This window comes from Cupriavidus sp. UGS-1, assembly GCF_021213615.1.
Classification (GTDB): Bacteria; Pseudomonadota; Gammaproteobacteria; order Burkholderiales; family Burkholderiaceae; genus Cupriavidus.
Map to the genome: position 1 here is coordinate 73,943 of NZ_JAJQJF010000008.1, position 14,250 is coordinate 88,192.

Sequence of the window (14,250 nt, forward strand, 5' to 3'; positions counted from 1 at the left end):
TCATTCCACCTTGACCTTGGCTTCGCTCGCCACGCGCTTCCACTTGGCCAGCTCGGCCTGCACGAAGCCGCCGAACTGCTCGGCCGACATCGTGCCCGGCGTGGTCGCGGATTGCGCGAGGCTGGCCTTCGAATCCGGCGCGTTCATGCTCTTGACCGCCTCGCGGTTGAGCCGGTCGACGATCGGCTTGGGCAGATTGGCCGGCCCGTAGAAGCCGATCCAGGTGGTGGCCTCGTAGCCCGCCACGCCCTGCTCGGCGATGGTCGGCACATTCGGCAGCGCATCGCTGCGCCTGGCCGAGGTCATGCCGATCGCCTTGACCTTGCCGTCCTTGACGTACGGCGCCATCGTCATCGCATCGTGGAACAGCGCCGGGATCTGCCCGCCGAGCAGGTCCGCCATCGCGGGCGTCGCACCCTTGTACGGGATATGGACCATCGGCGCCTTGGTCATCAGCTTCAGCAGCTCGCCCGACATGTGCGTCGCGCCGCCGATGCTCGACGAGCCGAACGACAGCCCCTCCTTCTGCTTCTTCGCGTAGGCCAGGAATTCGGGCAACGTCGAGGCGGGGATGTTGTTGTTGACAACCAGCACGTTGGGCGTGGTCGCGAGCAGCGCGATCGGCGTGAAGTCCTTCGCCGCGTCGTACGGCAGCGTGCCGCGCACCGCGGGGTTGATCACGTGGTGCGTCGCCGAGACCAGCAGCGTGTAGCCGTCGGGCTTGGCGCGCGCGACCATCTCGGTGCCGATCTGCCCGCTGGCGCCGGCGCGGTTCTCCACCACGACAGGCTGCTTCAGGTCGACGGCGATGTCCTTGGCGATGCGGCGCGCCAGCACGTCGGTCATGCCGCCGGCCGGGAACGGCACGATGATGGTGACCGGCTTGGACGGCCAGTTCTCCTGCGCGGCGGCGGTGCTCGGCATGATGGCCGACACGGCGGCCATGGCACCGAGGACGGTCAGCGCCAGCGTGGTTCGGCGCATGGGCCGGTGGGTTCGATTCATGATGGTCTCCTTGATGTTGGCTGTCGTTGTTGTCGTTGTCTTTGTGCGCGGCGTTGTCGTTGCCGCCGGCGTGCCACAGCCCCGCCTCATGGCCGGATGCCGAACTTGCGCACGCCGGCCTCGCGCAGCGGCGCGGCCAGGTTGGCGAACTCGCACAGCAGCGCCCGCGTATCGCGCGGATCGATGATGTCCTCGATGACGAAGGCCTCCGCGCTGCGGAACGGCGAGGTCAGGCTGCGCACGCGCTGCTCGATCTCGGCGCGCTTCTGCACCGGATCGTCGGCGCCCTCGATCTCGGCCTTGTAGGCGACCTCGAGCCCGCCCTCGATCGGCAGCGAGCCCCAGTTGCCCGACGGCCAGGCATAGCGGAAGTTGAAGCGGCCCATATGCTGGTGCGCCGCGGCGGCGACGCCGTAGGCGCGCCGCAGGATCACCGAGCACCACGGCACCGTGGCCTGATAGACCGCCGACAGCGCACGCACGCCGTAGCGCATGGTCCCGGCCTTCTCGGCCTCGAGTCCGATCTGGAAGCCGGCGATGTCGACGAGATTGATCACAGGCAGATGGAAGGCCTCGGCCATGTCGACGAAGCGCGTGAATTTCTCCGCGGTGGCGCTGTCCCAACCGCCGCCGTAGTAGTACGGGTCGCTGGCCACCACCGCGACCGGCCAGCCGTCGACGCGCGCCAGCCCCGTGACGATGGCGCGGCCCCAATGCCGGCCGATCTCGAAGAAGGAGCCGGAGTCGACCAGCGTCTGCACGATCGGGCGGATCTTGTAGACCGCGCGGCCATCGCGCGGAATCGCCGACAGCAGCCATTCGTCGCGGCGCGCCGGATCGTCGGCCGGCTCGGCGCGCGGCGGCAACTCGAACACCGAGGTCGGCAGATACGACAGGAACTGGCGGGCGCGCGCGAACGCTTCTTCTTCGCTGGCGACCTCGTCGTCGACCACGCCGTTGCGCGTGTGGATATGGCTGCCGCCGAGCTCGTTCTTGGTCAGATGCTGGCCGATGCGCGCGACCACCGGCGGACCGGCGTTGAACAGCTGCGAGGTCTCCTTGACCATCAGCGAGTAGTGGCTGGCCGCGACCCGCGCCGCGCCCATGCCGGCCACCGAGCCCAGCGCCAGCGACACGACCGGCACCAGCGACATGTTCTCGACCACGTGCTGCCACACCTTCATGGTCGGAATCAGCGTATGGCCCTTGGTCTCGATATTGCGCACCGACCCGCCGCCACCGGTACCGTCGACCAGCCGCACCATTGGCAGCCGCAGGTCGCGCGCCATCTTCTCGGCGTGGACCAGCTTGTCACCGACCGCCCCATCGTTGGCGCCGCCGCGCACGGTGAAGTCGTCGCCGACCAGCACGACGGGGCGGCCGTCGACGCGGGCGCGTCCCATCACCAGATTGGCCGGCGTGAAGCCGACCAGCCGGCCGTTGCTGTCGTACTGGCCGCTGCCGGTCAGGCTGCCGACCTCATGGAAGGAGCCGGGGTCGGCCAGCGCATCGATGCGCTCGCGTACCGTCAGCTTGCCGGCGTCCTTGTGCCGCTGGACCTTGTCCGGCCCGCCCAATTGGGCCGCCAGTTGCCGGCGGTAGGCCAGTTCATCGATTTCGGGTTGCCACGACACGCGTTGTCTCCTGTTGCTCGTTGCTGTGGACAACACAAGCGCAGCAACCGTGCCAGGCGGCGCCACCGCTGCAAGTCGTTGATCTGCTTGCAAAAAACCTTGCGGACGAGAGCGGCGGCTGTTACGGTGTCCGCGATAACGACATATCAGGACACCGCGGTGTCCGCCACGGAGACAGTTCTTGTCGTCATTGAAGACACCTATCGGGACATCGGCTCCCGTTCCGGACGCCTTGGGCGCGCTGGTGATCGACCGCGACGGGCGGGTCGCCGCGGCAACCGGCATCGCGCGCGACGACACACTGGCCGGCGCCGCGCTGGCCGCGCTGGCCGCGCTGGCACAGGCCACCGATTCCGACACCGCCCGGGCCGGCCGCCCCTCCACCGATGAAGTTGCCGGCACTCGTCCGTATCTGTTCGAGGTAGCCGCGCCCGGCGCCGAGGCAACGCGCCATATCGCGCTGGCGCTGGACGACGGCACCACGACGCTGGTGCTGCTGCACCGTCCGGGCAGCGCCACCGCGCTGTTCGATTTCCTTGGCGCCGTGCCGTTTGCCGGCGCCATCCTCGAACACTTCATCACCAACCCGTACCAGGCAATCACCGTGGCGGACCGCGACGGCCGCATGCGCTATATCAGCCCGGTGCACGAGCGCTTCCTGGGGCTGCGCACCGGCGAGGGCATCGGCCAGCCCGCCGAGCGCGTGATTCCGAATTCGCGGTTGCCGCAGGTCGCGGCCACCGGCAAGGCCGAGATCGGGCAGCTGCAGCGAATGAACGGCGTCACGCGCGTGGTCAACCGCATCCCGATCGTCCAGCACGGCGAGGTGGTCGGCGCGATCGGGCAGGTCCTGTTCAAGGAACCCGAAGCGATCGCGCGGATGCACAAGGAGGTCAGCGAATTGCGCTCGCAGGTCGCGCACTACCGGCGCGCGCTGGACGACCTGCGCGGCGGCCCCGGCCGGCTGATCGGCGACAGCGCGCCGATGCAGCGGCTGCGGCGCGAGATCGAAACGGTCGCGCGGCTCGACGTGCCGGTGCTGATCCTGGGCGAAAGCGGCACTGGCAAGGAGCTTGTCGCACGCGCGATCCACGAGGCCAGCCAGCGCGACGGCGGCGACACGCGCGACGGCAAGCCGCTGGTCAGCCTGAACCTGGCGGCGTTGCCGGCCACGCTGATCGAGTCGGAACTGTTCGGCCACGCCGCCGGCGCCTTCACCGGCAGCCGCCGCCAGGGCCAGGCCGGCAAGCTGGAACAGGCGGCAGGCGGCACGCTGTTTCTCGACGAAGTCGCCGACATTCCGATGGAGATGCAGGTCAAGCTGCTGCGGGTGCTCGAGGACCATCTGGTCGAGCGCATCGGCAGCCGGCAGGCGCGCCGCATCGACTTCCGGCTGGTGGCGGCGACCAACCGCGACATCCAGGCGCTGATCGACGCCGGCCGCTTTCGGCTGGATCTCTACTACCGACTGAGCGGCGTGGTGCTGCGCATCCCCGCGCTGCGCCAGCGCCGCGAGGACATCCCCGCGCTGCTGCACCACTTCGTGCAGGCCTTCTGCCAGCGCAACAACGTGCCGGTGCCCGCCATCGACAGCGCGGTCCCCCGCCATCTGGCCGAACGGCCGTGGCCCGGCAATATCCGCCAGCTACGGCAGAAGATCGAGGAAGCGCTGGTGTTCTGCGACGGCGGCCGCCTGCGCGTGGCCGACTTCGCCCGCGGCGACGACTCCGCGGCAGCGGCCCTCGCCGCCGACGCGACACCGTACCCGCTGGCACGAAGCTATGCCGAACACGAGCTGGAAGACGACCCGCGCAGCGGGACACCGCCACCCGTTGCGATCACGCCAGCCTCCCGCTCATCCGGCCTGCGGGAACTCGCCTACGAAGCCGCACTGAAGGCCATCGCCGACCATGGCGGCAACAAGAAACGCGCCGCGCAGGCGCTGGGGATTTCGCGCTCGCATTTGTACACGTTGCTGGCGCGGGGGACGGGTGATGGAGCGAATCGATAGCGGGCCACGGTGACCCTTGCCGTGGCGCCCCGACAATTCAATGCCCTTGCGCGACGAACGCCGCTTCGAGCAGTTCCACTTGCCTTGCAAACTCCGCGGGGCGCCGCTGGCGAAACGTTTCCAGATTGCCGACTTTCCATCGCAATGCCGGCAGTTCCGCGACATGCCTGCATTGGAGCAGCGACCAGTCCGGCGTGGCTCGGGATAGCCCCGTCAGGAACTGCTTGTGCCGCTCGCTGAGCCGCCTTGGCAGTTCTTCCTTCAGCCGTATCCGGGTATCGATCAGTGTCTTCAGGGAGCAGTCGACCTCCGTCATGCCGACAAAGGCGCGGTGATACTCGCCACTGATTTCCTTGTCGTTGCCGAACAGCACCTCATGAATGGGCCGATTGTGGCCGGCGACATAGGTCACGAAGCACTCCACCATGCCGTCCGTGATCCCGCCCGATTCGTACAGTCGCCATACGTCGAAGAGATCGCGGGGATGCTGCCTGTCAAGCGCAGCGACCAGTTTGCCGGCGTAGAGCTCATCGGTGGCGAGAATCGGCACGTCAAACTCGACACCGAAAAGATCAGCGGACCTTTTGCTCAACGTCCGTCGCTCGACCGGCAGCACAGTGCCACGAAATACCAGGTTGACCTCGACCTTCACCTGGCTGATGTCGTTGTCGACGATGAGCTTGGTTTCGCGCTGATCGCGTGCGCCGATCATCCTCGTGCGCAAGCCAAGCGCTGCCGCGCGTTGCGCGATAGCAGTCAGTTCGCGATGGATGGCAAGCATCGCGTCCTCTCTCAGCACGTCGCGCGGAAGGTAGACCACGTCGATGTCCACGGAGAGGCGAGGCATATCGCGGACGAACAGATTGATGGCGGTGCCCCCCTTCATGGCGAACAGGTCGCTGGCGAAAACCGTGGGAGCAATGGCAAGCAGGAGACGGACAGTATTGGCGTAGGCGTTATCCATGGGGCTTCAGGCTGAGCAACGTACCGTCGTCGAGACGGCTGATCCATCGCTTGTTGCTGCCTGAGCGCACCGGATACTGGGCCAGCAGGGCATCGACGTCGACCAGTTCGGTCTCTCGGGCCCACGTCAAAAAGAGGCGAACGGCCTTGACGCTGGTACAGCACGATAGCAATTGTCCCAGCAGGTCCTTGCGAGGGGAGCGTAAGACGTCGAAAACGTTACGCGCCTCCTCAAGGCTTTGCTTAACACCCACCTCGTAAAGCATCTCAAGTGCGGCACGTTCGGGAGCCGACACGCTGACGCCGTTCGACATGCCGGGCGGAGTCATCAGCGTTCGATCGGCCAATGCGCGATCCGGCCAATCGAACAGGCGCGCGTGCGCATAGCGAGCAGGATGTCGCGCGGTGAACCACTCCGGAAGCGAAAAGCGGGCATCGCCCCAAACGACGATGGCTTCGCGGGACCCCAGGTTGTGTCGCATGCCTTGCCAGGCCAGAGCCGTCTTGCCGCCTACGTGGAAGCCGGGCACTTGCCGCTGCAGGAAACGTAGCGAGCCATCGATGCCGAAGTCATCGTTCGGGAAGGCATAGACGCCTTGGGCAAGGCGAACCAGCCAGCCGCCATCGGCATAGCGCGCGGCGAGTTGTGGCGACACGCCAAATTCCCGCAATGTCGCAAGGCTGAACGGCGCCCCCCGGTGCAGACCGGTCTGCAGGCGTTTGATTATCTGGTAGCGCGAAACTTCAACCATCGTTGAAGAATAGCACTAGATCCAAACACTTGCGGCAGAATCGATTAGCGTGGGCAGAACAAATAGCGCCTTGATTTATTTCTGCCGCAAAATCTAATCAAAGCGCGGTGCACGAAGCACTACCCTATGAGCGTGCCGGGCAGCATGGTGCCGCCCGGCGCTTCAATCAGCCTGCCCGAACGCCGCCATCAGCCGCGCCACCGCCGCCGGCACGTCGGCCGCCTCGGTGATCGCGCGGACCACGGCGGCGCTGCCGACGCCGGCCTCGAGAACCTGCGGCAGATTGCCCGCGTCGACGCCGCCGATGCCGACCAGTGCCGGGACCTGCTCGCGCATCAGGCGCGCGTAGGCGTAAAAGCGTCCGAGCCCTTGCGGCTGCGTGGGCATCACCTTGGTGGTGGTCGGGAAGATGGCGCCGAGCGCCAGGTAGCTGGGACGCAGCGGCGCGACGCGCAGCATCTCGGCGTAGCCGTGGGTGGAAACGCCGAGCCGCAGGCCGGAGGCGCGCAGTGCGTCGAGGTCCGCCTCATCCAGGTCTTCCTGGCCCAGGTGGATGCCATAGATGCCGCTGGCCGCGCTGTCGTTGCCGTGCGCGGCGTGGTAGTCCAGCGCGGCGCGCCAATGGTCGTTGATGAACAGTCGGCTGCGGCTGCCGCGCGCGGCCACCGCCGAGCGCGCGATCTGCTCGCGTACCGCGGCCGCGTCGTCGGACTTGAAGCGCAGCTGCACGGTCGGCACGCCGAGCGGTACCAGCCGTTCGATCCAGTCGGCGGTCGGCACTACGGCGTAGAGGCCCAGGCGCGCCGGGCATGGCACGAACGGTTCGGCGGACTGCTCCGGCGCGACCAGCGCGGCGTGCCGAACGCGCGGGAACCGTGCGAACTCGGCCGGCCAGTCCAGCGTGCCGGGCTGCCAGGCGCGTGCCAGGCACAGCGCGTCGTGCGCCGGGAAATGCAGCGCCAGCGTGGCCAGCAGCGTCGCGACGAAGGCCGGCGGCTGCGCGGCATCGTCGCTGGCGTCGGCCGGCGTGGCGAACACCCAGGTCCCCATCGGCGAGCGCACCGTGTCGATCCACTGCCCGCCCTCGCGCTCGGTCTGGATCAGCATCGCGCCGCGTGCGGCGACGCGTTCGAGCGTCGCCGCATCGACCTCGCCGTCGGCCAGCAACAGGTCCGTCTGGCCCAGCGTCTCGGCGGAATCGGCAGTCAGCGTGTCTTGCAGCCGCAAGGCGCGCCAGTCGCGGTCGGCCACGCCGAAGGTTTCGCCATGGCGCGCGACCAGTGCGGATTGCAGCGCCGCATCGACCGGCATCGGCGTCGGTTGGCGCGTCATGCGTGCTCCTGTGCGTGCCAGAACGGCATGCCGACCACCGGCGTGCTGGCCTGCGCGATCTCGCGCTCGGGCATCGGTCCGGCCAGATAGGCGAGGCGTCCCGCTTCGACCGCACGCGCAAAGGCACGGGCCATCTCGATCGGATAGGCGGCCTGCGCCACCGCGGTGTTCAGCAGCACGCCGTCGTAGCCCCACTCGAGCACCTGCGCCGCATGCGACGGCAGGCCCAGGCCCGCGTCGACGATCAGCGGGGTGTCGGGCAGGCGATCGCGCAGCACGCGCATCGCATGCGGATTGACCGCGCCCTTGCCGGTGCCGATCGGCGCGGCCCACGGCATCAGCGCCTGGCAGCCGGCGTCAAGCAGGCGGCGGCACAGCACCAGATCCTCGGTGCAATACGGCAGCACCTTGAAGCCTTCCTTGATCAGCGTCTCGGCCACCGCCGGCAGGTTCAGCGTGTCGGGCTGCAGCGTGTAGTCGTCGCCGACCAGCTCCAGCTTGATCCAGTCGGTCTCGAACACCTCGCGGGCCATCATCGCCGTGGTGATCGCCTCCTGCGCCGCCATGCAGCCAGCGGTATTGGGCAGCACCGGCACCTGCATCGACTTGAGCATCTGCCAGAAGGCGTGGCCGCCCTCGCCATCGCCGACCGCGCCCTGGCGGCGCAGCGCCACCGTCAGCATGGCCGGCTTCGAGGCCTCGACCGCGGATTGCAGCGTCGCCGGAGACGGATAGCGCGCCGTGCCGAGCAGCAGGCGCGAGGAAAACGATTCGCCGTAGAGCACGAAGGGATCGCGCACGGCATCCTGGGTCGGGAAGGTCATGGGATCAGCCTCCGGTAACGGGTTGCACGAGATCGATGCGGTCGCCGGCGGACAGCGGCGTATCCGCATGCGCGCCGCGCGGCACGAAGCGGCCGTTGAGCGCGGCGGCGAACGGTGGCGGGATCTGCGCCGCGGCCACCGCGTCGGCCAGCGTGGCGGGCGCATTCAGCGCCAGCGGCTTGCCATTGAGCAGGATTTCCATGTTCAGCGCGTAGGTCGTCGGTTGAGATGAACCGCGCCGTCCGGCGATCGAGGATCGACGGTGGGGCGCGATTGCATGGGGTTCAGCAGCGCACGGTTGTCTCGATGCCGCATCAATGCAGCACCGCCTGGCCATGCACGGGCGCGATCATGCCCGGCCAGCGCGCCGACGCGGGCACCGCATGCGCGGCGGGATCGCCGTCGGCGAGCGCGCACACGACTTCGCAGGCCGCCTCGACCACCGCCGGCGCGATCAGGAACCCATGCCGGTACAGGCCGTTCAGGCGCACCACGCGCGACTCTTCGTCGACCCGCACCGCGGGCAGATGATCGGGACGCGTGGGCCGGCGCTGCACGTTCAGCTCGAGCACGCGCGCCTCGCCGAAGGCCGGATGCAGCGAATACGCGGCCGACAGCAGCTCCAGCGCCGAGCGCACGCTCATCGGCGAGTCGTCCTCGCTTTCCAGTTCGGTGGCGCCGATCACGTACAGATGGTTGGGCTTGGGCGCGATATAGATCGGGTAACGCGGATGCAGCAGCCGCACAGGCCGGTGCAGCGAAACCTCGGGCGCGAATACCCGCACCACCTCGCCGCGCAGCCCGCGCAGGCCCGGCATCCCGCCCCCGCCGCTGATGCCGCCCTCGGCGGGCCACGCGGCACGGGCGCCCAGGCCGCGGCAATCGAGCACGACGCGCGCGTCGATGCCAAGCCGCGGCAGGTCGCGCTCGTCGATCTCGCCCGCTTCCCAGACGCAATGCACGCCGGCGGAGACCGCGCAGGCCAGCAGCGCGCGCAGGGTGCCGCGGTTGTCCAGCTGGCCCTCGCCCTCGAGCAGCAGCCCTTGCTGGAAGCGGCCGGCCAGCGCGGGCTCGAGCGCCGCGATGCCCGCACCGTCGACCCGGTGCAGACGCTTGGCGACCAGCTCGGGCGGCGACACGGCGCGGATGCGGCTGGTGAACAGCGGCATCTCGCCGCGGTCGTGGGCGTGCCAGACCACCAGCGTGCCGTCCTGCTGGAAGAAGACGGGTTCGACCGCGGTGGGCCCGTCCGCCTGTTCGGCCGCCTGTTCGGCATTGAGCTCGGCCACCCATGCCCGCCACAGGTCCACGCTGGCGATGCCGAGCTCGACGATGCGGCGCTCGCTGATGGCCGATTCGGCCAGCGGCGCAAGCATCGCGGCGGCGACATGGGCGGCCGCGCCCGCGCCGTCGGGACCGGCGCGTTCCACCAGGGCCACGCGCAGCCCGGCCCGGACCAGGCGCCAGGCGGCCAGGCGCCCGGCCAGGCCGGCGCCGAGAATGGCGACGTCAAACTGCTGTTTCATGGGGTGTATTGTGCCAGCCCGGCCGCGGGCGGCCCGGGAACATCGAATTCGCCAGCAAGCCACTGCGTCGCCCCCGCGAAGGCGGGGGCCCAGCGACTTCGCCTGTTGCGGCGGGGAAAAGCCGCTGGGTTCCCGCGCTCGCGGGAACGACACGCCGGTGTTTACGAGTAGATCTTGGCGCCCTTGCTGACGAACTCGATCGACTTTTCCTGCATGCCGCGTTCGGCTTGCGCGGCCTCGTCGGACTTCAGCGAGGCGGCGTAGTCGCGCACGTCCTGCGTGATCTTCATCGAGCAGAACTTCGGACCGCACATCGAGCAGAAGTGCGCGATCTTGGCGCCCTCGGCGGGCAGCGTCGCATCGTGGAAGGAGCGCGCGCGTTCCGGATCGAGGCCCAGGTTGAACTGGTCCTCCCAGCGAAACTCGAAGCGCGCCTTCGACAGCGCGTTGTCGCGCAGCTGCGCGCCGGGCCAGCCCTTGGCCAGATCGGCGGCATGCGCGGCGATCTTGTAGGTGATGATGCCCTCGCGCACGTCTTCCTTGTCCGGCAGGCCCAGGTGCTCCTTCGGCGTGACGTAGCACAGCATCGCCGTGCCCATCCAGCCGATATTGGCCGCGCCGATGCCGCTGGTGATGTGGTCGTAGCCGGGGGCGATGTCGGTGACCAGCGGTCCGAGCGTATAGAACGGGGCCTCGTAGCAGTGCTTCAGTTCCTCGTCCATATTGGCCTGGATGCGCTGCAGCGGCACGTGGCCCGGGCCTTCGATCATCACCTGCACGTCGTGCTTCCACGCCTTGGCGGTCAGCTCGCCCAGCGTGCGCAGCTCGCCGAACTGCGCTTCGTCGTTCGAGTCGGCGATGCAGCCCGGACGCAGGCCGTCGCCGAGGCTGAACGACACGTCATAGGCCTTCATGATTTCGCAGATCTCGTCGAAGTGCGTGTACAGGAAGTTTTCCTTGTGGTGGGCCAGGCACCATTTCGCCATGATCGAGCCGCCGCGCGACACGATGCCGGTCACGCGGTCCGCGGTCAGCGGCACATAGCGCAGCAGCACGCCGGCGTGGATCGTGAAGTAGTCGACCCCCTGCTCGGCCTGCTCGATCAGCGTGTCGCGGAACATCTCCCAGGTCAGGTCTTCGGCGATGCCGCCGGTCTTGTCCAGCGCCTGGTAGATCGGCACCGTGCCGATCGGCACCGGCGAATTGCGCAGGATCCATTCGCGCGTCTCATGGATATGCTTGCCCGTGGACAGGTCCATGATGGTGTCGGCACCCCAGCGGATCGACCAGACCATCTTCTCGACTTCCTCGGCCAGCGACGAGGTCACCGCCGAATTGCCCAGGTTGCCGTTGATCTTCACGCGGAAATTGCGGCCGATGATCATCGGCTCGAGCTCCGTGTGGTTGATGTTCGCGGGGATGATCGCGCGGCCCGCAGCCACTTCCTGGCGCACGAATTCGGGCGTGATGTCCTCCGGCCGCAGCGGCAGGCCGGCACCCAGCGCATTGCCGGGATGCTGGCGCAGCAGCGCCTTGTATTCGGGCTTGTCGTACAGCGCCTGCAGGTTCAGCGATTCGCGCAGCGCCACGTATTCCATCTCCGGCGTCACGATGCCGCGGCGCGCGTAGTGCATCTGCGAGACATTGGCGCCAGCCTTGGCGCGGCGGGGATTGGTCAGCTGCGCGAAACGCAGGTGCGCGGTGGCCGGATCGTTGGCGCGCGCCTGGCCGTACTCGGACGACAGGCCCGGCAGCACCTCGGTATCGCCGCGTTCCTCGATCCATTTGGCCCGCACCGGCGGCAGACCGGCCTTCAGGTCGATGCGCACGTCGGGGTCGCTGTACGGGCCCGAGGTGTCGTAGACCGGAATCGGCGGGTTCGGCATCTCGCCGTGCTCGGTGCGCGTCGCGGTCTGCAGGATGGTACGCATCGGCACGCGGATGTCCGGGCGGCTGCCGGTCAGGTAGGTCTTGTTCGACGCGGGGTAGGCGAACTTCTGGTCGAGATCGCTGGCGAGCGATTCGAAGGATGCGGCGGGGGCGGCGTTGTTGCGGGCCATGGATATCGTCCTCTCTCTTTGGGGGATGGACGAAACCAGGAGTCCTGTGAGCATGTCCCTCGGGGACCATGCTGGCGCGGCTGGAATGCGCGCCGGCGGGAACTGCGGGTCTTCAGTGAAACTTCCCACGCCGGTACTAACCGGATCGGGTTCGAAGGGACTCTCTCAGCCGCGCGGCCAATCCGCACGGCACCCCTGTTTCATCCAACGGGGCCAATTTAAGCACAAGGAAACTGGCTGCGCCAGCCTTGTTTCATTCGCACTGTGGTGCACTGCGGTATCGGATCGGCCTTTCGGCGTGACGCCTGGGCCGCCTGCGTCGGCGCCGGCCACGAGCGCCGGCGGTGCTCTACCATGCAGAAAGCGTGTCCGCGCATGCACAGCGCGCCGGCGGCGATTGCAGCGGCAATCGCAACGGCAATCGCAACGGCAACGGCGTGGACAGAGCCGGGAAAGCCCGCCACAGGAGACACCATGAGCACCAGCGACGCCGCCACTCACCGCGTCTTCAACCAGGTCCCCGATCTGGCGCACCACAACCTGTTCGCGATCGACACCGCGCTCGGCGCCGCGCTCGAACGCCTTGGCGGCGGCTGGCATGCCGGCGAGCTGCGCGAGTTCGGCGCGACGCTGGGCCAGCCCGAGGTCCAGGCCTGGGCCGATCAGGCCAATCGCCATCCGCCCGAGCTGCACACCCACAGCCGCACCGGCGAACGGATCGACCAGGTCCGCTTCGATCCGAGCTGGCATGCGCTGCTGTCGCTGCTGCGCAGCCGCCAGCTGCAGGCGTTGCCGTTCGCGCAGCCGCGCCCCGGCGCCTGGGCCGCGCGCACCGCCGGCTATTTCCTGCAGGCGCAGCTCGAATCGGGCTCGCTGTGCCCGGCGACGATGACCTTCGCCAGCATCCCGGTACTGCAGAAGGAAGCCGCGCTGTTCAGCGAGCTGGCCCCGCGGCTCTATGCCACCGCGCACGATCCCGAGGACTTGCCCTGGCGCGACAAGCGCGCGGTGATGATCGGCATGGGCATGACCGAGAAGCAGGGCGGCTCGGACGTGCGCGCCAACACCACGGTGGCGCGGCCGGTGCGGGGCGAGGGCCGCGGCGCCGAGTACGCACTGACCGGACACAAGTGGTTTTTCTCCGCGCCGATGTGCGACGCGCACCTGGTAGTCGCCCGCATGGGCGCCGAAGACGGGCCGCTGTCCTGCTTCTTCGTGCCGCGCTTTCGCGACGACGGCAGCCGCAACGCGATCCAGATCCAGCGGCTCAAGGACAAGCTCGGCAACCGCTCCAATGCCAGCAGCGAGGTCGAATTCCGGGGCGCCAGCGGCATCCTGATCGGCGAGGAAGGGCGCGGCATTCCGACCATCATCGAGATGGCCACCAATACCCGGCTCGATTGCGTGATCGGCAGCGCCGCGCTGCTGCGGACCGCGCTGGTCCAGTCGATCCACCATGCGCGCCATCGCACGGCGTTCGGCAAGCGGCTCGCCGACCAGCCGCTGATGCGCAATGTGCTGGCCGATCTCGCGCTCGAGAGCGAGGCCGCGACGCTGCTGATGATGGAGCTCGCCCATGCGTTCGAACACGCAGCCACCGATCCGCTGGCCGGCGCGTGGAAGCGCATCGTGACGCCCGCCGCAAAGTTCTGGATCTGCAAGCGCGCGATCGAGGCGACCGGCGAGGCGATGGAGGTCTGGGGCGGCAACGGCTACGTCGAGGAAGGGCCGATGGCGCGGCTCTACCGCGAGGCACCGGTCAATTCGATCTGGGAAGGGTCCGGCAACATCATGTGCCTGGACGTGCTGCGCGCGATCCAGCGCAGTCCCGACGATGCGCTGCGCTTGCTGCAGGATCTCGGCCAGCGCGCCGGCGGGCATGCCGCGGTGCGCGCCGAACTTGCTTCGCTGCAGGCGATGCTGCGCGCCGCGCCGGAAGAACTGGAAACCTGCGCGCGCCGCTTCGCGCAGGGTCTGGTCCTGACCGCGCAGGCGGCGCTGATGCTGGCGCACGCCGATGCCGATAGCGCCGAGCGCTTCGTCGCCAGCCGGCTCGAGCGGCAGCATGGGCGCGTGTTCGGCACGCTCGACGGCGGCGCGGCACAGCTGGGCAAGCTGATCGAGCGGGCCTGGCCGGTTTGAT

The 14,250-nt window shown here is 68.4% G+C and carries 11 protein-coding genes and 1 riboswitch; of the genes, 2 read left to right on the forward strand and 9 right to left on the reverse strand.

All coding sequences use genetic code 11. From position 1 onward, the window contains the following. Nucleotides 1-1,005 carry a tripartite tricarboxylate transporter substrate binding protein gene (locus LRR16_RS12585; protein WP_006579965.1) on the reverse strand — a complete coding sequence of 335 codons (1,005 nt, stop codon included), beginning with the start codon at nucleotides 1,003-1,005 and terminating at the stop codon, nucleotides 1-3. Between the two features lie 86 nt (nucleotides 1,006-1,091). Then, complete coding sequence (locus LRR16_RS12590) at nucleotides 1,092-2,639, reverse strand: acyl-CoA carboxylase subunit beta (protein ID WP_006579966.1); 1,548 nt, start codon at nucleotides 2,637-2,639, stop codon at nucleotides 1,092-1,094. Nucleotides 2,640-2,820: 181 nt separating this feature from the next. Between LRR16_RS12590 and LRR16_RS12595 the strand changes: the two genes are divergently transcribed. Further along, nucleotides 2,821-4,650: a sigma-54-dependent Fis family transcriptional regulator gene (locus tag LRR16_RS12595; protein WP_232206146.1), complete on the forward strand. Its 1,830-nt coding sequence runs from the start codon at nucleotides 2,821-2,823 to the stop codon at nucleotides 4,648-4,650. Nucleotides 4,651-4,687: 37 nt separating this feature from the next. Here the strand turns inward: LRR16_RS12595 and LRR16_RS12600 are convergent, their stop codons facing one another. The 7 genes from LRR16_RS12600 to thiC form a co-directional block, all read right to left on the reverse strand. Continuing rightward, entirely contained in the window at nucleotides 4,688-5,614 is a 927-nt protein-coding gene (locus tag LRR16_RS12600; RefSeq protein WP_232206147.1) for a nucleotidyl transferase AbiEii/AbiGii toxin family protein, read from the reverse strand. Next, entirely contained in the window at nucleotides 5,607-6,365 is a 759-nt protein-coding gene (locus tag LRR16_RS12605) for a type IV toxin-antitoxin system AbiEi family antitoxin domain-containing protein (protein ID WP_232206148.1), read from the reverse strand. Before LRR16_RS12605 ends, LRR16_RS12600 begins: the two co-directional genes overlap by 8 nt. 162 nt (nucleotides 6,366-6,527) lie before the next feature. Beyond that, nucleotides 6,528-7,697 (reverse strand): thiamine phosphate synthase, encoded by a 1,170-nt coding sequence (locus tag LRR16_RS12610; protein WP_232206149.1) that lies wholly within the window; start codon nucleotides 7,695-7,697, stop codon nucleotides 6,528-6,530. Further along, on the reverse strand, nucleotides 7,694-8,521 hold the full coding sequence (locus LRR16_RS12615) for a thiazole synthase (RefSeq protein ID WP_023264988.1): 828 nt from the start codon (nucleotides 8,519-8,521) through the stop codon (nucleotides 7,694-7,696). The genes LRR16_RS12610 and LRR16_RS12615 overlap by 4 nt, the downstream gene beginning before the upstream one ends. Nucleotides 8,522-8,525: 4 nt before the next feature. Continuing rightward, complete coding sequence (thiS, locus tag LRR16_RS12620; RefSeq protein WP_064574985.1) at nucleotides 8,526-8,723, reverse strand: sulfur carrier protein ThiS; 198 nt, start codon at nucleotides 8,721-8,723, stop codon at nucleotides 8,526-8,528. 112 nt (nucleotides 8,724-8,835) lie between these two features. Further along, nucleotides 8,836-10,047, reverse strand: a complete 1,212-nt coding sequence (locus tag LRR16_RS12625; protein WP_232206150.1) for an FAD-dependent oxidoreductase — start codon at nucleotides 10,045-10,047, stop codon at nucleotides 8,836-8,838. Between the two features lie 161 nt (nucleotides 10,048-10,208). Continuing rightward, nucleotides 10,209-12,107 carry a phosphomethylpyrimidine synthase ThiC gene (gene thiC / locus LRR16_RS12630; RefSeq protein ID WP_064574980.1) on the reverse strand — a complete coding sequence of 633 codons (1,899 nt, stop codon included), beginning with the start codon at nucleotides 12,105-12,107 and terminating at the stop codon, nucleotides 10,209-10,211. 105 nt (nucleotides 12,108-12,212) lie between these two features. After that, a riboswitch (TPP riboswitch) is annotated at nucleotides 12,213-12,314 on the reverse strand. Nucleotides 12,315-12,581: 267 nt separating this feature from the next. Between thiC and LRR16_RS12635 the strand changes: the two genes are divergently transcribed. Continuing rightward, nucleotides 12,582-14,249 carry an acyl-CoA dehydrogenase family protein gene (locus LRR16_RS12635; protein WP_232206151.1) on the forward strand — a complete coding sequence of 556 codons (1,668 nt, stop codon included), beginning with the start codon at nucleotides 12,582-12,584 and terminating at the stop codon, nucleotides 14,247-14,249. Nucleotide 14,250: the final 1 nt, after the last annotated feature.

What these genes read in the sequence shown, in the direction of transcription:
- LRR16_RS12585 (WP_006579965.1), bottom strand. Translation starts at nt 1,005, where the DNA reads ATGAATCGAACCCACCGGCCCATGCGCCGAACCACGCTGGCGCTGACC.
- LRR16_RS12600 (WP_232206147.1), bottom strand. Translation starts at nt 5,614, where the DNA reads ATGGATAACGCCTACGCCAATACTGTCCGTCTCCTGCTTGCCATTGCT.
- LRR16_RS12605 (WP_232206148.1), bottom strand. Translation starts at nt 6,365, where the DNA reads ATGGTTGAAGTTTCGCGCTACCAGATAATCAAACGCCTGCAGACCGGT.
- LRR16_RS12610 (WP_232206149.1), bottom strand. Translation starts at nt 7,697, where the DNA reads ATGACGCGCCAACCGACGCCGATGCCGGTCGATGCGGCGCTGCAATCC.
- LRR16_RS12615 (WP_023264988.1), bottom strand. Translation starts at nt 8,521, where the DNA reads ATGACCTTCCCGACCCAGGATGCCGTGCGCGATCCCTTCGTGCTCTAC.
- thiS (WP_064574985.1), bottom strand. Translation starts at nt 8,723, where the DNA reads ATGGAAATCCTGCTCAATGGCAAGCCGCTGGCGCTGAATGCGCCCGCC.
- LRR16_RS12625 (WP_232206150.1), bottom strand. Translation starts at nt 10,047, where the DNA reads ATGAAACAGCAGTTTGACGTCGCCATTCTCGGCGCCGGCCTGGCCGGG.
- thiC (WP_064574980.1), bottom strand. Translation starts at nt 12,107, where the DNA reads ATGGCCCGCAACAACGCCGCCCCCGCCGCATCCTTCGAATCGCTCGCC.
- LRR16_RS12635 (WP_232206151.1), top strand. Translation starts at nt 12,582, where the DNA reads ATGAGCACCAGCGACGCCGCCACTCACCGCGTCTTCAACCAGGTCCCC.